Annotated in this window: 8 protein-coding genes; 3 read left to right on the top strand and 5 right to left on the bottom strand. The window is 69.2% G+C overall.

The features are described from left to right. The first annotated feature begins 66 nt into the window (after positions 1-66). The 3 genes from HU751_RS05695 to HU751_RS05685 are packed head-to-tail and all read left to right on the top strand — an operon-like array spanning position 67 to position 2,281. The gene (locus HU751_RS05695) at positions 67-585 is read left to right on the top strand and encodes a GNAT family N-acetyltransferase (protein ID WP_186733298.1); all 519 of its coding nucleotides are present in this window, start codon (positions 67-69) and stop codon (positions 583-585) included. A gap of 3 nt (positions 586-588) precedes the next feature. After that, positions 589-1,623, top strand: coding sequence for a GSCFA domain-containing protein (locus HU751_RS05690; protein ID WP_186733299.1), 1,035 nt, complete (start codon positions 589-591; stop codon positions 1,621-1,623). Then, the gene (locus HU751_RS05685; RefSeq protein WP_186733300.1) at positions 1,592-2,281 is read left to right on the top strand and encodes a hypothetical protein; all 690 of its coding nucleotides are present in this window, start codon (positions 1,592-1,594) and stop codon (positions 2,279-2,281) included. The genes HU751_RS05690 and HU751_RS05685 overlap by 32 nt, the downstream gene beginning before the upstream one ends. Here HU751_RS05685 and HU751_RS05680 read toward each other — a convergent pair. From HU751_RS05680 to HU751_RS05660, 5 genes are read right to left on the bottom strand one after another with little or no spacing between them, the layout of a single operon-like run. Next, positions 2,278-3,147 (bottom strand): TauD/TfdA dioxygenase family protein, encoded by an 870-nt coding sequence (locus HU751_RS05680; protein ID WP_186733301.1) that lies wholly within the window; start codon positions 3,145-3,147, stop codon positions 2,278-2,280. The two genes, HU751_RS05685 and HU751_RS05680, sit on opposite strands and share 4 nt — an antisense overlap. Next, positions 3,129-3,812, bottom strand: coding sequence for a hypothetical protein (locus tag HU751_RS05675; RefSeq protein WP_186733302.1), 684 nt, complete (start codon positions 3,810-3,812; stop codon positions 3,129-3,131). Before HU751_RS05675 ends, HU751_RS05680 begins: the two co-directional genes overlap by 19 nt. Then, entirely contained in the window at positions 3,802-12,822 is a 9,021-nt protein-coding gene (locus HU751_RS05670) for a non-ribosomal peptide synthetase (protein ID WP_186733303.1), read from the bottom strand. The genes HU751_RS05675 and HU751_RS05670 overlap by 11 nt, the downstream gene beginning before the upstream one ends. Further along, positions 12,819-16,934, bottom strand: coding sequence for a non-ribosomal peptide synthetase (locus tag HU751_RS05665; protein WP_186733304.1), 4,116 nt, complete (start codon positions 16,932-16,934; stop codon positions 12,819-12,821). Before HU751_RS05665 ends, HU751_RS05670 begins: the two co-directional genes overlap by 4 nt. After that, on the bottom strand, positions 16,931-25,906 hold the full coding sequence (locus HU751_RS05660) for a non-ribosomal peptide synthetase (protein WP_186733305.1): 8,976 nt from the start codon (positions 25,904-25,906) through the stop codon (positions 16,931-16,933). Before HU751_RS05660 ends, HU751_RS05665 begins: the two co-directional genes overlap by 4 nt. Between the last annotated feature and the right edge of the window lie 382 nt (positions 25,907-26,288).

Raw genomic sequence — 26,288 nt, 5'->3', positions numbered from 1 at the left:
GCTTGAACCTCAAGGCAACCCAGCGTACAAATCCTCCAGCCCTCCCAATCCCGCAAGGAGCACCGGATGCTGGAGCTGCACACCGATCGCTTGTACCTGCGTACCCTGGCCGAAGCCGACTGGCCGCTGTTCCTCAGGCTCCACCGCGAGCCCGAGACCATGCGCCATGTATTCGACGAGCTGCCGGAAAGCGAAGTGCGCCGGGGTTTCGAGCATCGCCTGCCGGACTGGTCGCCCGGTGCCGAACACTGGCTGTGCCTGGTGATGACCGACAAGGCCAGCGGCCGGAACGTCGGGGTCACCGGCCTGCGCGTGCTGCGCCCAGGGCATGCCGAATGCGGCTACTTGCTGCTGCCCGAGTGGCACGGCCAGGGCCTGGGCAGTGAATCGCTGCGGGTGATCGTGGATTTCGCCAGCGCCACCGACCTCACCTCGCTGGAGGCCACCGTCACCGACGGCAACACGGCCTCCAGCCGGGTCCTGGAAAAGTGCGGCTTCACCCTCGCCCGCCGTGTGCCGGAAGCCTACCGGCTTGGTGGCCGCTGGCACGACGACCTCATCTACAGCATCGCGCTGCACGGGTAGCCCATGAACCCCTACCAATGCCTGCCGCCCCGCGCCTTTTGGCGCACGGCGATCGCCGACCGACCCGACGAGCAGATCGCTGAGCTGTGGTCGCCCGCCTTCGAGATCGACGCCAAGGACGCCATCGTCACCGCAGGCTCCTGCTTCGCCCAGCACATCGGCCAGGCCCTGGTGGCGCGCGGGATGAACTGGCTCGACGCGGAGCCAGCGCCGACCGCGATGCCCGAGCAGGAACGCAAGGCGCAACAGTACGGCGTTTTTTCGTTCCGCACCGGCAACCTCTATACCCCGGCGATACTGCGCCAGTGGCTGGAGTGGGCGCTGGGCAGGCAGCCACAGGCGGGCGAAACCTGGCAGCACGACGGGCGCTTCTTCGATCCGTTCCGCCCGGCGCTGGATGCGGCCGGCTTTGCCAGCGAGCAGGCACTGTTCGACGCACGGGAGCAGACCCTAGCGGCGATTCGCCTGGCGCTGCGCCGCGCCAAGGTGTTCGTCTTCACCCTGGGCCTGACCGAGGCCTGGGCCAACCGCGACACGGATGTGCTGTACCCGGTGTGCCCAGGCACCGTGCGCGGTGAGTTCGACCCGCAGGTACACGTATTCCGCAACTTCGGCTTCAACGACAGCTACCAGGCCATGACCGACGCCATCGCGCTGATGCACTCGGTGAACCCGGACCTGAAGTTGTTGCTCACCGTCTCACCGGTGCCGCTGACCGCCAGCGCCACTGGCGAACATGTACTCAGTGCCACCACCTATTCCAAGTCGGTGCTGCGCGCCGTGGCCGGCCAGCTGTGCCAGGACCTTCCCGGCGTGGACTACTTCCCCTCCTACGAGATCATCACCGGCACGCCGTTCAAGGGCGCCTTCTACCAGCCCAACCAGCGCGAGGTGACGCCCGAGGGCGTGGCCTTCGTGATGCGCCAGTTCTTTGCCGGCCTGGATGGCGAAACCGTGCCGGCAGCCCCCACCGCCACTGCATCCCTGGCCAGCGAGGACCTTGTCTGTGAAGACGCCAGACTCGACTACTACGCCTAGCTTCCTGCTGCTGGGCGACTCCCATGTCGGTGTCGTCGGCCTGGCCGCCAGGGCCCGGGGACTGGCGTTCGGTGGTGGGCCGCTGGGTGCCGGGCGCGATTTCGGCGTCGACTTCTTCCGCCTGACGGCGGACGACGTGGCAATGCGCGACGCCGAGCTCGAGCATCTGTACCGCCAGGCCCTCGCCCAGCTCGACGCCCCCAGCCTCGGGCGGATTCCCGGGCCGCTGGTGTCCAGCATCGGCCTGAGCGTGCATTACCTGGCCACCACCCAGAACTGGCTGTGCTACCAGGGCGCGGACGGTGAGTTCGACCCCGGTTTTCTCGAGGGCCCGTTGTTCGCCACGATCATCGACACCCTGTCGCGCCCTGCCCTGGCGTTCTACGAGCAGGCGCTGGCCCTGGACTTGAAGGTATACGCCGTGCTGCCACCGCAACGGGTGCCGCCGATGTCCGACGCGCGAGTGTTCATGGCCGCCCAGGCCCGGCTGGTCGAGCGCCTGCGCGCCCTGGGCGTCGAGCTGGTCGATGTGCGGGAGGCCGCCAATGACGACCGGGGGCTGCAACGGGTCGAGTTCTGCGAAGTCGATGATCCGCTGCATGGCAACCTGGCCTTTGGCGAGCTGGTGCTCGACCAGTTGTTGCGGCAGATGGCCTAGGCCTGTGGCCGCCCGCCAAGAATCGTCACCCGCTCGCCATACCGCGAATGCGGGAAGTAGTCCCACACTGCATGGTGCTGGGTACAGCGGTTGTCCCAGAACACCAGGGTCCCCGGCGCCCAGCGTACCCGGCAACTGAGCACCGGCTCGCGGGCCACCAGGTCGAACAACATCCCCAGCAGCACCTGGCTCTCGCCGGCGGACAACTGCACGATATGCGAGGTGAAGCCCGAGTTGACGAACAGCGAGGCTCGTCCGGTCTCGGGATGGCGCACCACCACTGGGTGTTCGGTCTTGGGCAGGCCGGGCGGCGGCGTGTAGCCCTTCCACGGGATCTCGCCGTCATGAATGGCCGTCAAGGTGCCGAGAAACCCCTGCATCGCCGGCGACAGCATCTCCAGCGCCAGGTGCATGTTGGCGAACAGGGTGTCGCCGCCCGTGCCGATGGCCGGCGTTTCCTTCACATACAGCATCGAGCCCATGGAAGGCTCCGGGTCGGCGGTGCCGTCGGTGTGCCAGGTTTCACCGGCAACGAAACGCGACTGGGCGTTGGCGCGGATCACCACCAGTTCCGGGTCGTCGCCGTCGATGTCCTCCAGCGGCAAGGCGCGCAGCTCGCCGAACAGCCGACCGAAGGCCTTGTGCTGCTCGACGCTCAGCTGCTGGTCGCGAAACACCAGCACGTGGTTTTCCAGGAACGCCCGGCGGATCTCCACCAACTGTTCCGGCGGCAAGCTGCGCGACAGATCGACTCCGCCGATCTCGGCGCCGATGACTGGCGTCAGCCGTTCCACGCTGATGCTGCGGTACGGCGCACGCTGGGCGCCGGCAATCCGCTCGATGGCGTTCAATCCCTGTTGATCCATGCTTCCCTCCCTGATGTGTGTTGATTGAGTTGGCTCGCCAGGCGCTGGAGCCCCGTCGCCAGTTGCGTCACTAGCGCCATGCGTTGCTCGATCGAGGTCGCGCAGGCCCAACCGCAGACCCGCGCCAAGGCGCCGACGACACTGGCACACGCCTGTTCGTCAGCGTGGGCATAGGCGCGGGCGGCGACCTCGCTGCTGGCTGCAGCGTTGGCCGTGGCGAATGCCTGGGCGTTGGCCTCGGTACTCAGCTGCGCATAGTGCCGGGCGAATGCCTCGGCGTCGCCGAACTGCCCGGCGATCATTGTCTGGTTGGACGGCGCCCGGCCGTAGGCCAGGGCGCTGTCATAGGCCTGGGCATAAGCGCCCTCGAAGTCGTAGGCCCGGCGAAACGTCGGCAACAGCACCGGCCTGAACGCAGCGCGCCACTCGCCGATGCGCCCACGCAGGCCCAGGCTCGCACGTTGGTGCAGGCGTTGCAGCGTGACTACGGCCGGAGCGTGTTCGGGGAGCGCCTCGGCGAGCCGTGGCAGCACTACCTTGGACTGCCATAAGTGCAGCAGTCGCCAATACGCCTCACGGTCCAGCGGCTGCGCCAAGGGCCCGCCCCCCAAGACCCGCAGCAGCGGGCTCAGCCACGTCGGTGGCGTGGCGTGTTCAGGCACCATGGACACCCTCCTCCTGCCGGAGCAGGTCGGCATTGATCGCCTCGGCAATCTGCCGGGCCAAGGGACCGGTGACGATGCCATAGTGGTCGGTATCCAGCGCCGTCCAGCTGTCCAGGTCCGGCAGCAAGGCCTGCCAGGCCTGGCGCAGGTCCTGGGTCTGCCAGCCACTGCCGATGCCATAGGGGTTGGGGCGCGTGGCGATGAACAGGCGCCCGGTCGGGCCGGCCAGCGTTGCCGGCACATGCCCCAGCATGCTCGCCAGGTTGTTGCGACAGCAGGTCACCAGGCGCTCCAGATATCGCGCCCCGTCCGACTCGCCGTTGCGCAGGGCGAACTCCCGTTCGAACACCTGCTGGATCTGCCCCTCGTCAATCTGCCGCAACTCTGTTCCGGCATCCGGCGCAGGTGGATCGACCAGGTACAGCGTCGGTGGCTTGTGCCCGGCTTCACGGGCCAAGGCACACACGGCCTGGGCCACCCAGGCGCCGAAGGACCAGCCGAGCAGCCCCCAGCTTGCGCCATCGGGCAGGTCGGCCTGTATCGCCTCCAGGTACAGCTGCGCCCGCGCCGCCAGTGAAAGGTTGGCCAGTTCAGGCTGGCGCAGCACCGGGTCGGCGATCACCCGCACGCCGAGGCTCGGGTGCAGCGCCGCGGCCAGCTCGCGGTAGGCCTGGACATCGCCACCGACCGGGTGGATCAGGTACAGGCATTGGCGACCATCGCCCTGTTGCCACGGATCGATGCGCAGCGCCTCGCGCCACGGGTCGCTGCCGCACTCGGCCTGGCCTGGGTCGGCGTCAACCAGGGCCAGCACCTCGCGCAGGCTCACATGGGGGCTGAACTGCGACAGCTGCACGACCACGCCGGTGGCGCGCTGCAGTTCGTCGATCAGGTCCAGCAGGGTCAGGGAATCGGCGCCGAGGTCATACAAGGAGGCATCGTCCTCCAACGAGTCCACCCCCAGCCACTGGCACAGGCAGTCGCGCAGGCGTGTCGGCAGATCGTCCTGGCTCGGCTGCACGTCGACCGGTGCGGCCACGGCACCATGACGGCGTGGATAGAAACGCCGGGCGCTGTGCAGTGCCGTGGTCGAGACCAGCACCTGGGGCAATTGCGCCGCCATGGCGCGCTCGAACACCTCGCAACCCTCCTGCGCCGACAGGCCGACCTTCAGGTGCTGCTGGTGCGCCGCATCGTTGCTGTTGCCCCGCGTGGCCATGCCGGTATCACACCAGATGTCCCAGTTGATACCCAGGCGCAGGCAGCCTTCGTCGCCCGCTGCACGGTAGTGGCTGAAGCCGTCGAGCACGGCGTTGGCGGCCGCGTAGTCAAGGTGACCGGCACCGCCGAACAGCGCCGACATGGACGAGCAGTACAGCACGAAATCCGGTGCCATCCGTGCAATCAAAGCCTCCACGGCGAGCATGCCGCGGGTCTTGGCGGCCATGGCGATCGCCATCTGCCGGGCATCGCGCTGGCGAATCAGGCTGCCGGCGCCGATGCCGGCGGCATGGATCACCCCGTCGAAACGCCCGTAGCGTCGGGCCAGCGCCTCGAGGACCTGGGGCCAGCGCTGCAGGTCGGCAAGATCGGCCTGCACCCAATCGACCCGCTCGTGGTCCAGGTCCGCTACCGGCGAACGCGACAGCAGCACCACGCGCCGGTCCGCTGCGCGCAGCAGGTGCTGGCACAGGGTGCGGCCGATGCCGCCAGCCCCCAGGATCAGGTACGTGCCGCGCTCGGCCAGGCCTGGCGCCGTGGGCGACGGCAGCGGGCTTGGCACCAGGCGCGGCTGCCACAGGTAGCCTTCGCGCAGCACCATGCGCCGGGGCAATGCCTCGGGCTCGGCCAGCAACGTGGCCAGGGCGTTGGCATGCTCGCCCAGTGATGGGCTCGGGCAGTCCAGCCAGTGGCAGCGCAGCGGGTATTCCTGGGGCGCCACCTCGGTCACCCCGGCCAGGGCCGCCAGCTCCGGACGCGCCACCGCGCCCTGCACCGGGCACGCTTGCCAGGACAGCAGCCACAGGCGCAGGTCGGCGTCTCGCGGTGCCTGGCCCCAGGCCTGCAACAGGCTGCTGGGCGTGTCGAGGCAGGCCCACTGGGCCGCTGCCAGACTTTGTTCGTCGACTGCGCCGGTCACCGACAAGGGCAAGGCGTGCAGCCAGTCCAGTTCACCCGGCAGTGCCTCGAGCAACCGTCCCAGCGCCTGGGTGTCGAGCACATCGAGCTCGAAGCGATCCGTGGCGAGCTGGCGGTAGCCCTGGCCTGCCTGGACCTGCACGACTCGCTGGTAGGCACGGCCCAGGGTTGCGAGCAATACGTCGTCGACGGCCTCGCGGACGCACACCACCAGCGTCTGCCGGACACCCTGCGCCATGGATTTACCCAGGCGTCGCACCCGCTGCCATTGTCGTTGATGGAACCAGTCGGCCAGTGGCTGGCGCTGCGCTGCCGCTTGACCTTGGAAACGGAAGGCCTGCAGATCGAATGACGCAGGCGGCAGGTTCCAGGGCGGCGGCGCCGAACGGCCCGGCCATTCGATATGCGCGCCTTCGTACCACGCCGTCAGCAGGTCATCAGGTGCATGTTCGCTGGCCTTGATCCGCGCCTGCGTTGGCGTGACCTCGCGGATGGCCGACAACGGCAAGGCGTCGCCCGCCTGGTACGGCGCCGCAAAGCGCCAACGCCCCTGCCGGCGACCGGCCTGCAAGTGGCGCAACACCGCGTGTGCCTGCCCGGGATTGTCACGCAGCCAGGCATCGGTGGCGGCGATGTCGCGCTCCAGTGCCTCACGGCTATGGGCGGACAGCAGCAACAGCGGTGGTGCATCTTCGGGGGGCTGTGGCTCCTCCTGCACGGCACCGACGATCACATGGGCGTTGGTGCCGCCAATGCCGAAGCTGCTGACTCCGGCCATGCGCCTGCGCCCCGACGGCCAGGGACGTGCCGTGGTCGGGATATGGAACGGCGAACACGCCAGGTCGATCTGCGGATTGATCCGGGAAAAGCCCAGGTTAGGCGGGATCACCCCGTGGTACACCGCCAACGTGGCGCGGATCAGCCCGACCACGCCGGCCGCCGCGCCCAGGTGGCCGATCTGGCTCTTCACCGAGGCCAGGGCGCAACTGCCCGCCGGCGCCTCGCCGAATGCGTGGGTCAACGCGGCGACCTCGACCGGATCGCCGAGCAAGGTGCCGGTGCCATGGGCCTCGACATAGCCGATGTCGGCACCTGCGGCCCCGGCCCGTTCCAGGGCCTGCGCGATCACCGCGCCCTGCCCGGCCACCGACGGCGCGGTATAGCTCATCTTGCCGCGGCCATCGTTGTTCAGCGCCGAACCCTCCACCAGCGCGTAGATGCGGTCGCCGTCGGCACGGGCGCGGGCCAGGGGCTTGAGTACCACCACCCCGTAGCCACTGGCGCCGAGGGTGCCGCTGGCATCCTCGCTGAATGGCCGGCACAGCCCGTCGCGGGAGAAGATGTGCTGCGAACGGTGGCGGTAACCGTCGCTGAGGGTCGGGTCGATCAGCACGCCGGCCGCCAGCATCACGTCGCTGTCGCCCTGACGCAGCAGGTTGCAGGCCAGGTGCACGCCGATCAGCGAACTGCCGCAGGCAGCCTGCACGCTCAGCGCCGGCCCGGTGAGGTCCAGGTGGTAGGCGGCCTTGGTGGCGAGGAAGTCCTTGTCGTGATGCAGGGCCAGCTGGAAGCCATCCGGCAGCTCGCCCTCGCCGTTTTCGCGCAGCAGCTGCTGGAAGTAGGTGGTCTCGCCACAACTGGCCACCAGGCCGATGCGCGGGCCGTCCGCCGCCGGCACGATGGCGGCATGCTGCAGGGCTTGTACGCAGGCCATCAGCAGGTGGCGTTGCTGCGGGTCCATCAGCCGCGCTTCCTGGCGGCTGATGCCGAAGTACTCGGGGTCGAAGTCGAGCATGCCCTGCAGTTGGCTGCGTGCGCCGACCAGGCCTTCGCCGGCCTGGAAGTGCTCGATGCCCAGCGCGTTGCCCTGGACCATCGTCCAGAACTCGCCCAGGTCGCGGGCACCTGCCACGTTGACCGCCATGCCAATGATCGCCATCGGCTGTTCGCCTGGGTTGGATGCGCGCTCACGGCGTTGCGGTGCGGCCTCGGCACGGGCCAGGTGCGCGGCCAGGCGACGGATGGTCACGTGCTCGAACAGCTCGGCCATGCTCGGCGCGCCGGGCAAGGCTTGAACATAGCGCGCCTGCAGGCGCATCAGGCCCAGGCTGGTGGCGCCGGCCTCGAAGAAGGTCTGCATCGGCTCGATGTCGTGGCCGATCACCTCGCGGAACAGCGCGGCCAGCTGGCTTTCCAGCGGGGTCAAGGTGGCCGCCTGCACGCGCCGCCGCTCCAGGGCCTCGCCCTGCCCGGCCAGCGCCTTGCGGTCGACCTTGCCGCTGGGCGTGCGCGGCCAGCTGTCGAGGCGCCGGTACTGGTCGATGCGCACATGGGCCGGCAAGTGCCGCGCCACCTGGTGATCGAGATCCTGCGCCGAGGGCGGCATGCCGGTCAGTTGCAGATAGGCGGTGAGGCACGATGGCTCGCCCTGCACCGTCACCACCGCGTTGGCCACCCCGGCCACCGCCATCAGTGCCGATTCGACCTGCCCCAGTTCCAGGCGATGGCCACTGAGCTTGACCTGCTGGTCGTCACGGCCCATGTAGTGCAGGCAACCCTGGGCATCGACCCAGGCCAGGTCGCCGGTGCGGTAGTACAGGCAGCGATTGCCGTCGGCCTGGGGCAGTTCGACGAAGCGCTCGGCGTTGAGCACCGCATCTGCCAGGTAGCAGCGGGCGACCATCGCCCCTGCCACCAGCAGGTAGCCCTGGTTGCCAGGGGGTACGGGACGGTCATGGGCGTCGACCAGCAACAGCCGGGCATTGTCGACCGCCTGGCCGATGGGCGCGCGCAGCGGCCAGTCGCTCACCTGCGCCGGGAGGGCGTAGGCGCTGACCACATGGGTTTCGGTGGGGCCATAGTGATTGAACAGGCGGGCCTTGGGCATGCCGCCGAACCAGCTGCGCAGTGCCTCGCTGCACAGCAACTGCTCGCCGGCCGTTACCACCTCGCGCAGAGCCGCTGGGTAGATGCCCTGGGCGACGGCGGCTTGCGCCAGATGCTGCAAGGCCACGCAGGGCAGGAACAGCCGCTCGATGCGAGCCTGCTGCAGGTATGTCAGCAGCGCCTGGGCATCCTGGCGCCAGTGGGGCTCGATCAGGTGGTAGCAACCACCACCGCACAGGGTGCCGTACAGCTCCTGGAACGCCACGTCGAACGACAGCATGGAGAACTGCAAGGTCACCGAGCGGGCCGGTAACTGCCCGGCGTGGCGCTGCCAGTGCAACAGGTTGCACAGGGTACGGTCGGCCACCTGCACCCCCTTCGGTGTGCCGGTAGAGCCCGAGGTGAACAAGGTGTACAGCGGTCGCTCGCCGTTGTGGCGCAGGCGTTCCAGGGACCGTGCCGGCGCCTCTAGGTCCACCCGGTGACGGCTGAGGCGCTCGGCGTCCAGCACGGCCAGGGCCGTTTCGGTGGCGCTGCTGAACAGCACGCAGTCCGGACGCGCCTGGGCCAGCACCTGACGCTGCACCGCCACGGGGTAGTTCGGGTCCAGCGGCACGGCGGTGATATTGAGCTTGGCCAGGGCCAGCAAGGCCACCACATGCTCCACCGACGGCGCCAGGAACAGCACCATGGTCGCTGACTCGTCGCGTGCGTGCTGGCTGGACAAGGTCGCCGCCAGGGTGTCGGCCAGCGCATTCAGTTGCGCGTAGCTCAACCGCCGCTGCCCGGCCACCAGCGCGGTGGCCTCGGGGGTCTGCTGCGCCTGGTGCTCGAACCAGTCGGCAAGCGTGGCGAACGGCAGCGTGGCGGCCAGGCCTTCGCTGGCCGGCGGCAGGCTTTGCCGATAAGGCGCCACCAGGCTGTCGAGGGTCGCCCGAGGATCTTCCAGCAGCAAATCCAGCCCCCGCTGCAGCAGTTGGTCCAGCGCGGCCACCTCATGGGCGTCGAAATGGCTGCACTGGTATTCCCACCAGCACTCCAACGGCCCTTCGCCGCCCACTACCAGCAAGGTCAGCGGACACTTGGCCTGGGGTGTCGGGTACGGTTCCAGGCTGGCGCGCAGGGGGGCGGCGGCGAGCTTGGCGTATTCGGTGTTCTCCAGTACGAACAGGTAGTCGAACAGGGCCTGGTCGGAGGACAACCGCAGGTCCTCGACCAGATCGGCCAGGGCCACATCCTGCAAGGCCAGCACCTCACGCACGGTGGCGGTCTGTCGGCGCAGCTGCTCGTCCAGCGCTTGCGAGCCCTGCAGATCGGTCGGGATCAGCACCGTGTTGGCGAACATGCCCACGCTGGCCTCGAACTCGGCCAGCGGGCGGTTGGCCACCGGGCTGGCGATCCGTGGACGCTCGCAGCCGACCAGGGCGTGCAGGCTCCAGGCAAAGACGCTGAACAGCACGTCGAAGCGGGTCAGGCGCTGCTCGGTGCAAAAGCGTTCAAGCGCGGCGCTGCGCCGTTCACCCAGGGGCTGGCGATACAGCCGCCCTCCTGTTTCCCCGGGGTACCTGGCTGGCCGCGGCGGGGTCGCCTCGCCGTGACGGGCGTGCAGCGTGGCCAAGGCACGGCGCTGCTCCCGGTAGTGCGGGCTGACGCTCCACTGCCGCTGCCACAAGGCGAAGTCCAGGGTATCCAGTGCCAGCGTGGCTGCTGTGCTGTCCTGCCCCTGCAGGGCATCCTGGTACAGGCTGGCCAGGTCGTCGAACAGCAGGTTCATCGACCAGCCGTCGGTGACGATATGGTGCAGGTTCAGCAGCAGGCGGCAGCTGCCGTCGGCGTGTGGCGCCACCCAGGCGCGCAGCAGCGTGGGGCTTGCCAGCTCGAACGGGGTGTCGAACACCAGGCTGGCGAAGGCTGGCCAGGTGCTGTCGTCCAGCGCGCCCGCTGCCAGCACCCGGCACACCGCCGCCTGCTCGCCGACGACCTGTTCCGGACCGTCGGCGCCCGCCACGAAAGCCGTGCGCAGCGCAGGGTGCTTTGCCACCAGTCGCCTCACCGCCTCGGCCAGGGCCTGCGGATCAGCGCCTGCGGCCAGGTGCAGCACCATGGGCACGTTATACGCGGTCGAGTCGGGCACGCGCTGCTGCTCCAGCCACAGCCGGCGCTGCTCGGCGCTGGCCGGACCGCGACGGGCGCCTTGCGCGGCCGGCGCGGGGGGATAGGCCGGCGCCATGCCCTGCCCGCTCTGTAGTCGCTCGGCCAAGGCCTCGAACGGTTCGCCGAGCAACGTCGCCATGCTGATTTCCTGCTGCCAGCGGTCACGGATCGCCGACCTCAGGCGCATGGCCCTGAGCGAATCACCGCCACTGCCGAGCCAGTCGTCCTGGCCACCCAGGGCGGATTGCCCGAGTAGCGTGCGCACCTGCTGCAACAGCCAGTCCAGGGCCGGCGAGTGCTCGCCGGCCTCGACAGGCGGTCGCCAGGGCGTGTCGGCCTGGGCAAGCAGGCGCTCCTGGTCGATCTTGCCATTGGCCGTCAGTGGCAGGCCTGGCACCCGGAACAACTGGTGCGGGCGCATCCAGGGCGCCAGGTGGGCACGCAGGTAGGCGTCGAACACGCGATAGTCCAGCTCCCCGCACGGCACCAGGAAGGCCAGCAGTTGATGGTCCTCGGCGGCCTGCCGGCGGCTGCAGACGTAGGCCTGGGCCACCTGGGGGTGTTCGAGCAGGCGCTGCTCCACCTCGCCCGGCTCGATGCGAAAACCGCGAACCTTGATCTGCCGGTCGACCCGCCCCAGGCATTCGACCCGCCCCTGGTCGTTGACCCGCACCAGGTCGCCGGTGCGGTAGTGCACCTGCCGCCCGCCATCCAGCGCCGGCAGGCGCACGAAAGCGCGCGCGGTCTCCTCGGGGCGGTTGCGGTAGCCACGGGCCACGCCGCTGCCGCTCAGGTACAGCTCGCCGACTTCTCCCGGCGCCACCGGCTGTTGGCGTGGATCGAGCACCTGCATGCCGGTGTCCGGCAGCGGCAGGCCGATGGGCACGCTGTCGCCGCTGAAGTCGCGCGGGATGGGGTGGCACAGGGCGAAGGTGGTGCACTCGGTGGGGCCGTAGACGTTGAACAGGCGGCAGGCGCTGTCCGGGTTGGCCTGGTACCAGGCACGCACCGCCACCGGGCTGACCTGCTCGCCACCGGTCAGCACCTGGCGCAAGCTGGCAAAGCACGCCGGGTACTGCGCGTTCAGGGTGTTGAACAGCGACACCGTGATGAACAGGGTATCGACTTGCTGTACCTGCAGCAGCCGGGCCAGCCGGCGGGCGTCGAGCACGTCCTCATCGGCGACCATCACCACGCAGCCACCATTGAGCAACGGCGCCCACAACTCGAAGCTGCAGGCATCGAAAGCCGGGTTGGACAGGCAGGCGAAACGCTGGCCGGGGCGGATGTCGATATAGCTGCCGGCCTGCGCCAGGCGCAGCAGCCCGCGCTCGCCGACCTCCACGCCCTTGGGCACCCCGGTGGTGCCGGAGGTGTAGAACAGGCACATGACTTCGGCAAAGTTTTCCGGCAACGGCTGGGCCGGTTGATCCGGGTGGTCCAGCAACGCCTCGACACTGGCCTCCCACGGCCCCGGCAAACCCTGGGGCGCATCGGCGAGGCTGAGCACGCCCACGCAGTCGGCATCGGCCAGCATCAACCCGCGGCGCTCGGCGGGGCTGGCCCGATCCAGCGGCATCACCACGGCACCGGCCTTGAGCGCGCCAAGCAGTGCCGCCAGCCATTGCCAGCCGCGCGGCAGGTACAGCGCCAGGGCCTGGCCCGGCAATACGCCCCGAGCCTGCAGCCCCCGGGCGATACGCTCACTGGCGCTGGCCAGCTCGGCGTAAGTCATGTGCAGCTGTCGGTCGATCACCGCCAGGGCCTGCGGATCTCGTTGCACCTGGGCGGCAAAACGCGCGAGCACGGTTTCCTGGAGCACGCTCATCATTTCCCCTCCTGGGCATCGAAACGTTGCAGTTCGCGCTGGATCGTCCGTGAGACCCGATGAATCTCGGCGCTTTCGAGCATGTCCCAATGACCGCCCTGCACCAGGGTGGCCAGGTAGCCGTCGGCGGCGCGACGCCGCCAGAATTCGCGCAAGACGCGCAGCTGGCCACGCGGCAGGTCTTCGCGGGCCTGCACCAGCACCACGCGCCCAGCCTGCGGCGGACAGGTATAGGCGGCCATGGCCAGGCGATTGTGGTTGTACAGGTGGAAATAGCGCTCGACCTGGGCGTCCTCGATACCGGGGTACATGCCGTTGAAGCGCACCAGCTTGTCGCGGAACTCGGCCATGTCGACGGTGCCGATCTGTCCGCGAAAAGCCGGATCATCCGAGCCCTGGGTGTCGAGCAGCACCACGCTGACCGACGTCCGCCCGGCCGCGCGCAGGCGCCGGGCCATCTCGTAGGCCACCAGGCCGCCGAACGACAGCCCGGTGAGCACCAGCGGCCGCTCCAGCAATGGTTCGATCTGGCGCAGGTAGGCCTCGGCCATCGCCTCGACCGTGGGTTCGGTGGCCTCCCCGGGGTTCAGCCCCGGCGACTGCACGCCGTACACGCCGACCGCCTCGGGCAGCACCTTGGCCAGCGACAGGTAGCAGAACGCGGTGCCGCCGGCCGGGTGGATGCACACCACGTTGCGCTCCCCGTCTCCACTGCGGAAGGTGATCAGGTTGCCATTGTCCACCTGGATACTGGACCCGGCCCGCAGCCAACCGCCCAAGGCTTCGATGGTCGGATGGCCGAGTACCACCCGGGCCGGGACCTCGACATTGAACGCCTGGCCGATCTGGTAGGCCATCTTGATCGCCGCGATGGAGGTGCCACCGACGGCGAAGAAGTTATCGCGGATGCCGATCTGCGGCGCCAGCAGCAGGCTTTTCCAGATCTGGTAGAGGGCCAGCTCGATAGGGTCGCGGGGACTGCTCAGGTTGACCTGGCGCGCCGCCAGGTCATTGTCCGCGCGCTCGGCCAGGGCCTGGCGGTCGACCTTGCCGTTGGCGGTGAGCGGCATGCCGTCGAGCCACAGGTAGGCACTGGGTAGCACGGCGCTGGGCAAGGTTTCGGCCAGGTACGCACGTACCGCCTGCTCGTCCAGCGCGGCGCTCGTCACGCAGCAGGCCACCAGGCGCTGGTGCTGGGCCTGCTCGCCGAGCATCAGCACCACACTGGAGGCGATGCCGGGGAAGGCCTGCAGCCGCGCCTCGATCTCGCCCAGTTCCAGGCGCACGCCACGCAGCTTGACCTGGAAGTCGTCGCGCCCGAGGAACTCCAGTTGGCCGTCGGCGCGGTAGCGCGCCAGGTCGCCGCTGCGGTACAGGCGCTCGCCCGCCACGAACGGGCTGTCGATGAATCGTTCGGCGGTCAGCGCCGGCAGCCCCAGGTAGCCGCGGGCCACGCCTACCCCACCGATATGCAGGTGGCCGGTGACACCGGGCGGCACCGGGGCATCAAAGGCGTCGAGCACATGGAAGCGGTTGTTGGCGATGGGCCGGCCGATCGGCAGGCGCAACGCCGGGATTTCATCGCCCGGCGCCAGGGTCCAGATGCTGTTGATCACCGTGGTCTCGGTGGGGCCATAGACATTGTGCAGCCGCGCCTGCGGCAGGCGAGCGCGCAGCAGCCGCGCCAGGGCCGGCGTCAGCTCGCCGCCGCCGCAGAACACGTCGGTGAGGCCGTGGCACTGGCTGGCCTCCTCCACCTCCAGGAACAGTTGCAGCATCGCCGGCACGAAGACCATGGCCGTGACCTGTTGCTCGCGTACCCGCCGCGCCAGGTAGCCTGGCTCGAAATGCCCGCCGGGCCGGGCGATCACCAGCCGCCCGCCAGTGGCCAGCGGCCAGAAGGTCTCCCAGGCCGAGGCGTCAAAGCCGAACGGGATCTTGTGCAGCATCGCCCCGGGCTCACCGCAGACGCCCAGGCACCAGACCAGCAGGTTGGCCAACCCACGGTGCGCGACCATCACGCCCTTGGGCAGGCCGGTAGTACCTGAGGTGTAGATCACATAGGCCAGGTGCTCGGGCGTCACGCCCACCTCGTGGGGCGCCAGGTTGTCGCCGTCCCGTTCAGCCCAGCCGGGCGCGTCGGCCTGCAGGTCGATCAACGGCGCCTCCCAGCCACACACCTGCATGGCCTGGTGCAGGGTCGCCCGGGCCGAACCCAGGGTCAGCAGCGCCACGGGGGTGCTGTCGCCAAGCATGTGGCCCAGGCGCCCGACCGGATAGTCCGGATCCAGCGGCACATAGGCACCACCGGCCTTGAGCACCGCCAGCAGCGCCACCGGCAGTTCCAGCGAGCGCTCCATGCACACGGCCACGCGGACATCCGGCCCAACGCCCAGGGTGCGCAGGTGGCGGGCCAGGCGGTTGGCCTGGGCATTGAGCTCGGCATAGCTGAGGGTCTGGCCCTCGAACACCACCGCGCAGGCTTGCGGTTGCCGCGCCGCCTGCGTCTCGACCAGGCGATGCACGCAGTCGATCGGTGCCTGCAGGGCGGGCGACTGGTTCCAGGCATGCAGCACCCTTTCGCGCTCGCCGGCATCCATCAGCGACAGCGCGTGCAGCGGCTGCTTGGGTTCGGCGGCCACCTGGGCGAGCAACTGGCGGTAGTGGCGGCTGAGGCGCTCGATGGTGGTTTGGTCGAACAGGTCGGTGTTGTACTCGACCAGCAGGTGCAACGCGCCGTCGCGCACCACCCACTCGAAGGCCAGGTCGAACTTGGCCGTGGCACTGCCGGTGCCATGGGCCGACAGCGCCAGGCCGGGCATGGCCAGCGTGGCGCCGGGGGTGTTCTGCAACACCATCATCACCTGGAACAGCGGCGAGTGGCTGGGGTCGCGGGGCGGATTGAGCGCCTCGACCACCCGGTCGAACGGCGCATCGTGGTGCCCATGGACCTCCAGCATGTTCGCCCGCACCTCGCGCAGCAGCTCGGCGAAGGTCTGTTGCGGATCGAGCCGCTGGCGGATCACCAGGGTGTTGACGAAGTGTCCGATCAGCGGCTCAAGCTCCGCCCTGCCCCGGTTGGCGAACGGCGTGCCCACGCACAGGTCGTGCTGGCCGCTGTAGCGCCACAGCAGCACGTCCAGGGCGGCGAGCAACACATTGAACAGCGTGCCCTGGGTATGCCGGGCCAGCGCCTCGAGCTCGGCCAGGGTGTCGCCGTCCACCATCGAGCTGAAGGTGGCGCCGACAAAACGCTGCACCCGCGGACGCGGGCGATCGCTGGGCAGGTCCAGCAGCACTGGCGCGTCGCCCAGGGCGCGGCGCCAGTAGTCGATCTGGCCCTGCAGCGCCTCGCCATCCAGGCGTTGCCGCTGCCAGCAGGCGTAGTCGGCGTACTGCACCGGCAGCGGAGCCAGGCTCGGCGGCTGGCCGCGCAGGAAGTCGCTGTAAAGGCTGGCGATCTCGTGCTGGATCACCCCCATCGACCAGCCATCGGCGACGATATGGTGCACGCTGTACAACCACACATGGTCCTCGTCAGCCAGTCGCACCAGCCGTGCCCGCAGCAGCGGGCCGCTTGCCAGGTCGAACGGGGCACGGGCCTCGGCGTCGACCGCCTCAGTCAGGCGGGCCTGACGCTCGGGCTCGGGCAGCCCGCGCAGGTCGAGCACGGCCAGGCTCAGCGGCTTGCTGGCGTGCACCACCTGCTGTGGTTCGCCATCGAGGTTGGCGAAGGTGGTACGCAAAATCGCGTGGCGTTCGATCAGCGCGTTAAGGGCCCGTTCCAGCGCGGCCACGTCCAGTCGCCCCTTGAGTCGCACCGCCGAGGGCACGTTGTAGAACGGGTTGCCCGGTTCCAGCTGGTCGAGGAACCACAGCTGTCGTTGCGAGAACGACAACGGGCAACGGGTCTGGTCATCGGGGCGACGCGGGATCGGCGCGTTGTCGTCGGATCCGGCGAGCAAGGCGATCAGCGTTTGCTTATGAATCTTCAGCGCCTGCATCAGGGCCTCGTCGAGAAACCCCTTGGGCGCCTTGCAGCGCAGCTTGTCGCCGTCCACCTCGAGGGTCACGCCATGGCGATCGAACAACGCCAGCAGTTGATGGGCGTTCATACTTCGAATTCCTCCATGTCGTTGTCGTCCTGTGCCGTGATGGCGAGCGCTTCGGTTTGCGTGCAATGGGGCACATTCCCCCCGCGCAGGCCGCCGACCATCGAGTAGACCAGCGCATGGCTGCTCCCCAGGTCGAACAGCGAGGCGAGCTGGCGCTCCTCCACCGCGCCCACGCCGCACAGGCCCAGCCCGAGGTCGGCGGCGGCCATGGTCAGCAATTGCGCCATGGCGCCGGTCTCGATCAGGCAGAAGTCATGGCTGCCCTCGCCGTACAGCGGACGGATCGCCGCCAGGTCGGCGACGAAGAACAGCGCGAACGCCGCGCCCTCGTAGACCGGGCGGTTGACGAAGAAGTCGTAGATGTCCGGGTCGAGCTCGCCCGCGCCCGTGGCCACCAGGCGGTGCCCGAGCGGATCGTGGTAGTAGGCACCGCCCGGTACGCCCAGCACCCGGCCGGGCTTGATGTAGAGGTAGGTCTGGATCGGGTACGCGCCCCCCGCCGACGGGAACAGGTACTTCGCCTCGCCGTCCAGTTGCCCCTGGGCCAGCACCGCCAGCAGTTCGGCGAACGCCTGCTCGGCAATGGGCCGTTCCAGGTACTGACGCACCGAGCGATAGTCGCGGTAGCGCCGGGCGAAAGCAGGATCGGCCGGCAGCGCCAGGGCCACCTGCGGCGTGTCGCTGGCAAAGCGCCTCCGTGCGCGCTGCTCGGCCTTGAACGCCGCCCGCTGCTGCGGATCGTCCAGCACGGCGTCGACACTGATACTCGGTAACCCACTCTGCTCCTGGCGCTGGCGGTACAGCGCAAGCAGGTTGAGCAGGGTCGGCTGCGCCAGCAGGTTCGCCACATGGGGGCGGAAGCGCAGCTCGCTCGACAGCGCATTGCTGATGCGCACGATGTCGATGGAGGTGGCGCCCAGGCTCAGCAGGTTGGCGTCGGCGGCAATACCCACCCTGCCCAGCACCTGCTCGACGATGGCCACCAGGCGCTGCTCCTGCGGCCCTTCGAGTTCCAGCGCCAGGCCGCCTGCCCGGACCTGCTCGGGTTCGGGCAGGCGGCTCTTGTCGACCTTGCCATTGGCCGACAGTGGCCAGGCCTCCACGAAGGTGAAGGACGCCGGCACCATGTACGCCGGCAGCTTGTCGGCCAGGTAGCTGGTGAAATCGCCGGCCTGCAGCGCCGGGTCGGCCTTGAGCACGTAGCCGGCCAGGCGCTTGTGCGCCTGGGCCTCGCCGAGGATGCGCACCACCGCGCTGTGCACGCCGGGGTGGCGGTTGAGCACCGCCTCGATCTCGCCCAGCTCGATCCGATAACCCTGGACCTTGACCTGGTTGTCGTCACGACCGAGGAACTCGATGTTGCCATCCGGCAGCAGGCGCCCCAGGTCTCCGGTGCGGTACAGGCGCTCGCCGGTCAGCGGATGGTCGAAGAAGCTACTGGCGCTCAGCGCCTCGTCGCGCCAGTAGCCCTTGGCCAGGCCGATGCCACCGATGTACAGGTGGCCGGTGACCCAGGTCGGGCGCACTTGCAGCGCCTCGTCCAGCACATGGAAACGCTGGTGATCCAGCGCCTGGCCATAGGGAATGCTGCGCCAGGCCGGATCGACCTGGTCGATCGGGTAGCCGATCGACCAGACCGACGCTTCGGTAGCCCCACCCAGGCTCATCATTTGCAAGCTCGGACGCAACACCCGGGCGCGTTCGGGCAGTGCCAGCGGGATCCAGTCGCCGGAGAGCATGGCCAGGCGCAGGCTAGCCGGCAGCACCCTGCCCTCGCCCTCCAGGTATTCCACCAGCATGCCCAGCAGCGCCGGCACCGAGTTCCACAGGCTGACCCGGTGCTGTTCGACCAACGCGGTCCAGTGCGCGGGATCCAGGCTCAGTTGCGGTTCGAGCATGACCACCGCCGCGCCCGCCGCCAGGGTGCCGAAGAAGTCGTACACCGACAGGTCGAAGCTCAGCGACGAGATGGCCAGCACCCGGTCCTGCGGGCCCACGGCGAAGCGGCGGTTGATGTCCAGCAAGGTGTTCACCGCGCCCTGGTGGTCGATCACCACGCCCTTGGGCGTGCCGGTGGAACCGGAGGTGTAGATCACGTAGGCCAGGTCGTCGGGCCGCACCTGCACGTCGCGCAGCGGCTCGCCCGGGCTGTCCGGCTGGTCGCTGACCGGCAGCGCGGTGACCTGCGCCGGCCACGCCACCCGCTCCAGCAGGCACGGCTGGGTCAGCGCCAGGCTGGCCTCGGCGCGTTCGAGGATATGGCGCAGGCGCGCGCCGGGAAGGTTTGGGTCGATGGGCAGATAAGCGCCGCCGGCATAGAGGATCGCCAGCGTCGCCACCAGCTGTTCCCAGCCGCGCTCCATCACCACGGCGACCAGTCGGTTGGGCTTTACGCCACGGGATTGCAACTGCGCAGCCAGCTGGCGGGCCTCCTGGCGCAATTGACCGTAGCTCAGCTCACGGGCACCCAGCACCGCGATGGCCTGTGGCCTGGCCAGGGCCTGGCGCTCGAACAGCGCGTGCAGCAACGGCAGATCCCGTGGCGCTGGCGGCGCCTGCGCCAGGCGCGCCTGGGGCAGCAACTGCGGCGTGCTGGCGGCCCAGGCTTCAGGGGCGAGCAGGCGGTCGAGCAACGCGTTGTAGGCGGCGAACATCTGCCCGATCATGCCCTCGGGGAACAGCGCGTCGATACTGTCCCAGTTGAACAGCAGGCGGCCTTCGAGTTCAAGCAGGGTGTGGTCGAGCCACACGTGCGGGGTCTGGGTGATGCTGTGTTCCAGCGTCGCGCCCAGGGCGTCGCCCAGGTTGAACTCGGCCAGCTCCGGCGCCGCTTCGGACAGGGTGCTGTTGAACACGATCGGCATCGCCGTCTGCTGCACGCCGCGGGCCTGGGACAGCTCGCGCAGCACACGCACGCCACTGACCACCGAGTGGTCGATGTCCTGCCACAGGCGCGCCTGCACGGCGCGGGCCTTGTCGGTGAAACTGGCGTTGCCGTCGATGGCCACTTCCAGCAGCACCAGGGAGGTGAAGTCGCCGATGATCGCATCCACCTGCGGGTGTAGCGGCAGGCGGTTGAACAGCGGCAGGCTGAGGGTGAAGCACGGCTGGCGGCTCCACAACGCCAGCACTTCGCTGAACGCGGTCAGCAGCATTACCGACGGGGTGACGCCGAACTGCCGGGCCATGGCCTTGAGCCGGCTCCACTGCGCCGCCGGCATGTCGCGGTCGCGGCGGGTGAAGTGCGGGTTGGCGATGCTTTCCGGCTGGCACACCCGTGGCAGGTCCGGGGCGGGAGCCAGGGTCTCGATCCGCCCGCGCCAGTAGTCCAGGGCGCGTTCATAGGACGAGTCGGCACGCAAGCGGCGCTCGGCCAGCACATAGTCGCGGAAGGTCACGCCCGGCTCGGGCAGTTCCAGCTCGGGCTCGTGGTAGTACCCCATCAGCTCACGGGACAGGATCTGCGTGCTGGCGGCATCGACCACCAGGGCGTCGAGGCTGATGTGCAGGTGGCTGATGCCGTCATCTAGCAGCGACACGCTGAAGTCGAACAGCGGCCAGCGGCTGGCATCGAGCACCTGGTGCGACTGGCGCTCGCGGACAGCCATCAGGGCACTCCGGGCTTCCTCGCCGCTCATGCCGCGCAGGTCGCGGCGGGCCAGCTGGTAAACCGGCACTTGTTCCAGCACCTGCTGGGTGCCATCGTCGAGGAACACCACGCGCAGCATGTCGTGACGCTGGATCATGCGGTTCAGCGCCGTCTCAAAGCGCGGCACATCGAAATCGGGGATGCGCCACTCCTCGTAACCATGGGCGCTGACCCCGCCGAGGCTGACGCTGGCCTCACGGCCGAACCAGTAAGCCTGCTGGATGTCGGTGAGCGGGAACGGCGCATGGCGCCCGGCCGGGTCGGCTTGCAGAGCCTGCCCCTGGCGTTCGCCATGGGCCTCTTGCGTCACCCCGACCTGCGCGGCCAGGTCCATCAGCACCGGTGCCTGGAACAGGCTGCTCAGCGACAGCTGCGCGCCCAGGCGCTGGTTGATCGCGTAGACCAGGCGCGTGGCCAGCAGCGAATGGCCGCCCAGGTCGAAGAAGTTGTCATGGATGCCGACCCGCTCGCACTTGAGCACCTCGGCCCAGACCTGGGCCATGCGCCGTTCGGTCTCGTTGCGTGGTGGCTCGAAATGCGCCGCGCCGCCACGCTCGGGCGCCGGCAGCGCCTGGCGGTCGAGCTTGCCGTTGCGGGTCAGCGGCAGCTGCGCGAGGCTGACCCAGGCGCTGGGCAGCATGTGCTCGGGCAATTGGCGCTGCAAGGCGGCGCGCAGGGTTTGCGGATCGCCGCTGCCCACCACGTAGGCCACCAGGCGCGGATCGCCGGGAATGTCTTCACGCAGCAGCACGGCGACATCCTGCACGCCCGGCTGCTGGCGCAACAGGCTGTCGATCTCGCCCAGCTCGATACGGAAACCGCGCAGCTTGACCTGCTGGTCCACGCGTCTCAGGTACTGCACGTTGCCATCGGCCTGCAACAGGGCCAGGTCGCCGCTGCGATACATGCGCGCGCCGGGCCGCGGGTTGAACGGGTCGGGCAGGAAGCGCTCGGCGCTCAGGAGTGGGCGGTTGAGGTAGCCACGCGCCAGGCAGTCGCCTGCAATATACAGCTCGCCCGGGACACCCACCGGCAATGGATTCAGGTCGACGTCCAGCACGTAGAGACGCGCATTGGCAATCGGTTTGCCGATGGCGGGCAACTCCGGCCAGTGCTCGGCATCGGCGCAATCAAGGCTGAACTGACTGACCACATGGGTCTCGGTCGGCCCGAACTGGTTGCGCAGTCGCGTGCCGCCCAGGCCACGGACGAAGGCGCGCAGCGCGTCATTGACCTGTAGCGCCTCGCCAGCGGTGACAATCTCGCAGCCGCCGGGCGGCATCGGCGCGTCGGCCTCGGTCACGGCGGCCAGTTGTTGCAGCACGGCGAACGGCAGGAACGCACGCCCCACGCCCTCGGCCACCAGGGTTGGACGCAGGGTGGCCAGGTCCTTGCGTTCAGCCTCGCTCATCAACTGCAAGGTGCCGCCCTGGCACAGGGTGCTGCAGATCTCCTGGAACGACACATCGAAATTCAGCGAGGCGAACTGCAGCACGCGGCATGGCGTTGGCGCGTCCTCCAGTTGCCAGGCGATCAGGTTGTCCAGGGCCCGACGGCTGTGGGCGACGCCTTTTGGTCGGCCGGTCGAGCCGGAGGTGTAGAGCACATAGCCGAGGTGCTCGGGATGGACCGTCACCTGCGGTTCGCTGTCCGGGCAGTCGGCCCAGCGCTCGGCGTCGACGTCCAGGCACAGCAGCTCGACCGCCTGCGGCAGGCCCGGGCGCAGCGAGGCCTGGGTCAGCACCAGGCGCGGCGCGGCGTCGGCGAGCATGAAGGCCAAGCGCTCGTCCGGATACGCCGGGTCGAACGGCACATAGCCGGCGCCGGCCTTGAGGATCGCCAGCAGGCCGACGACCATCTGCGCCGAGCGCTCCAGGCATAGTCCCACCCGCTGCTCGGGGCCGATGCCCAGGCCGACCAGGTGCTGGGCCAGGCGGTTGGCTGCACGGTCCAGTTCGGCATAGCTCAGCGACTGCCCGTCGGCCACCAGCGCCACGGCATCCGGTGTCTGGCGGGCGATGGCCGTCAGGCGCGCCATGCAATCCGGCTGGCCGGCTGTGTCGCGGACGGTGCGGTTGAAGCGGTCCAACACTTGCTCGCGCTGCGCGGCATCGAGCAGCTCGAGGGTGGCAATGGACTGTCCGGGGTTGTCGACCATGCCTTCCAACAGGCGGCGCAGGTACTCGCCGATACGCGCCACGGTGGCGCGTTCGAACAACCCGCTGGCGTACTCCAGCCCACCGACGATCTGGCCATCACGTTCGCTCAGGGCCAGTTGCAGGTCGAATTTCGCCACCGACTGGCTGCTCGGCACGGGGCTGATGTCCAGCCCGGGCAAGGCCAGGGTCTGGCCCTGGTCCTGCTCCCAGGCGAACAGCACCTGGAACACCGGGCTGTAGGCCAGGCTGCGCGGCGGGTTGAGCAACTCCACCAGTTGCTCGAACGGCAGGTCCTGGTGAGCCTGGGCCTGCACGGTTACCTGGCGGGCCTGGCGCAGCCACTGCTCCAGCGTCGGCGCAGCGCTGCGGGTCATGCGCAGCGCCAGGGTGTTGACGAAGAAACCGATCAGCCCGTCCAGCGCCGGGTCCGGACGGTTGGCCGTGGGCACGCCAACCACCACGTCGTCCTGCCCGGACAGGCGCATCAGCAGCAGCGACCAGGCGCTCAGCAAACCCATGAACAACGTGCAGCCATGGGCGCCGCACAGCGCCTTCAGGCGCGTGGTCAGCTCGCGATCCAGCATCAGCGGCACGAATCCACCACGGTAATCCTGCACCGTCGGGCGCGGGTGGTCGGTCGCCAGCGTCAGCAGCGGCGGCGCGCCGTCCAGCGCCTGTTGCCAGTATCGGCGCTGGCCCTCCAGCCGCTCACCCGCCAGCCAGCGCGGGTGCCAGGCGGCGTAGTCCACGTACTGCACCGGCAACGCCGGCAGTGTCGCGTCGATGCCTTGCACGGCGGCGCCATACAGGGCCTCCAGGTCTCGGGTGAGCACGCCCACCGACCAACCGTCGGAGATGATGTGGTGCTGGGTCAGCAGCAGCACGTGCTCGTCTGGTGCCAGGCGCGCCAGGCAGGCACGCATCAGCGGTCCCTTGGCCAGGTCGAACGGTCTTGCGCCCTCCTCTTCGATCAGCGCGTCCAGGCGTGCGGTGGCATCGGGTAGGCCTTGCAGATCGAGCTGGACCAGGGCCATGCCCTGGTCTGCGGCGCCGACACATTGTCGGCCCTCACCCTCGACGCTGAGGAAAGTAGTGCGCAGTGCCTCATGGCGCGCCACCAGTTTGTCCAGGCTGTCCGCCAGCGCCTGCACCTGCAAGGCACCTTTGAGACGCAGGTTCAGCGGCATGTGGTAGGCGGCGTTGCCACCCTCCATCTGCGCCAGGAACCACAACCGACGCTGGGCGGACGACAACGTTTGCGCGCCCGTGCGTTCGACTGCCTCGATCGGCAGCCGCGCTTCGTCCTGGCTGGCCTGCAGCCGTTTAGCAAAGTCTACGAGCCGCGGGTTTTCGAACAGCGCCACCGGCGCCGCTTCGCGCCCCAGCTCCTGGCGCACGCGGGCCAGCACGCGCATGACCAGCAGCGAATGGCCGCCCAGGGCGAAGAAGTGATCGTCGCGACCGATACGCGCACCCCCCAGCACCTCGCCCCAGATCGCCGCCAGGCTGGTTTCCAGCGCCCCCTGCGGCGCCTGGTAGTCACGTCGCTCGAAGGCAGCGGCGTCCGGCGCGGGCAGGCCGACGCGGTCGAACTTGCCGTTGGCGGTCAGCGGCAAGGCAGCCAGCTGCACGTAGGCGCTCGGCAGCATGTAGTCAGGCAGGTGTTCGCTCAACTGCTCGCGCAGGGCCGCCGGGCTCAGCCCGGCGCCCGGCTGCTGGGCGAAGTAGGCCACCAGGCGGGGCTCGCCGGGCGTATCCTGACGCAGCAGCACCAGGCTTTGCCGCACGCCGGGCACCTGCGCAAGGCGCGCCTCGATCTCGCCCAGTTCCAGGCGCAGGCCGCGCAGCTTGGCCTGCTGGTCGCCGCGACCAAGGAATTCGAGCTGGCCATCGCCGCGCAGGCGCGCCAGGTCGCCGGTGCGGTACAGCCGCTCGCCGGCCACGAAGGGGTTGTCGATGAAACGCTCGGCGGTCAGCTGCGGCAGGTTCAGGTAACCGCGCGCGACCCCGACACCGCCGAGGTACAACTCACCCTCCTCGCTCGCCTGCCCTTGCGTATCGAGCAGATAGACGCGGCAGTTCGCCAGTGGTCGACCGATAGGCAGCACAGCATCAGCCACCTCATGCGCCGGCAGTTCGTGGCAGGTGCTGTCGATACTCGCCTCGGTGACGCCGTACGCCTGCACCAGCTGCACCCGTTCGCCGCACAGACGGCGCAGCCGGCGGGCGCTATGGGCACTCCAGACATCCGAGCCGCACACCACCGTGCGCAGGAAGGCCAGGTCGCGGCCGTTCGCCTCGACCCAGTCCAGCAACGGGTCGAGCACCGCCGGCACGAAGTCGCCAAAGCCCACCTGTGCTTCGCACAACAGCCGGAACAGTGCGGGCGGGTCCATCAGCGTCTCGCGTGGACACAGCACCAGGGTGCCACCGAAACCCAGGGCGCGGATCAGGTCGGCGCTGAACACATCGAAGGAGAAACCGGCCATCTGCAGGTGATTGAGCGGTGCCTGCAGCGGATACAGCTGCGCCCAGGCCGCGCCCAGGGCGACCAGGCCACGGTGCTCGACCATCACCCCCTTGGGCGTGCCGGTGGAACCGGAGGTGTAGATCACATAGGCCAGGTGGCTGGGGGTCAGCCCGATCGCTCGCGGGTCCGGGTCATGGGACGCAAGCTCGGCCCAGGCCGCGCTGTCGTCGAGATCGAGCCGTGTCGAGGCCGCTGCCAGGCCATCGAGTGCAGCCCGGGCCGGGCCATGGCTGAGCAACACCGCCGGGGCACTGTCGGCCAGCATGTGCGCCAGGCGCGCCCGCGGATAGCCAGGGTCCAGCGGCACGTAGGCGCCACCGGCCTTGAGCACGGCGAGCACGGCCACCAGCATGTCTGGCGAACGCGCCAGGCACAGGCCGACCCGCACATCCGGCCCGACCCCCAGGGTACGCAGGTGGTGGGCCAGGCGGTTGGCCTGGGCGTTGAGTTCGGCGTAGGTCAGTGCCTGCTCGCCAAAGCGCACGGCAATGGCCTGCGGCGCGCGCCGCACCTGGGCTTCGAACAGGCCGTGGAGGCACTGATCGGCGTCGAACGGGGCATCGTGGTGCCAGTTCTCGGGTAAAACGTCGGGCTGCGCGCCGGCCGTGCCGCGCGAGGAGGTGGTGTCGAACATCGAGGCTGCCATCCATGAGTATTGTTCTTATGGGACGTACAGGACGACGGGCGTCCTGCCTGTCGGGCCCGGCCATCGGGCCGGGGCGGTCATGCGTCGGCGATCAGGGGCCGAGCGCTACACCGTTGCGTGCGGGAGTGGCGGGCGGGACGCCGTGCGGCCGGGCGGCAGCGCACGTGATGGGAAGAGCAGCGACTACGGGCGCACGGCCCGTCATATCTACGATTCCAGACTGCGTGACCAATTGAAACCTCACCATCCTTATGGGGGGGCGTGGAAGGGCCACGAGCGTTGAGCCTGGGTGGTCCCTTCGGCTGCGGTACCGGTGACCTGTGGGTCAGCGGTGATCCATTGGCGCCGGGCTCCTGGCCCCGCGCGCTGG

Source organism: Pseudomonas peradeniyensis, assembly GCF_014268935.2.
GTDB classification, from domain to species: Bacteria; Pseudomonadota; Gammaproteobacteria; order Pseudomonadales; family Pseudomonadaceae; genus Aquipseudomonas; species Aquipseudomonas peradeniyensis.
This window is presented reverse-complemented; position numbering and strand designations above follow the sequence as displayed.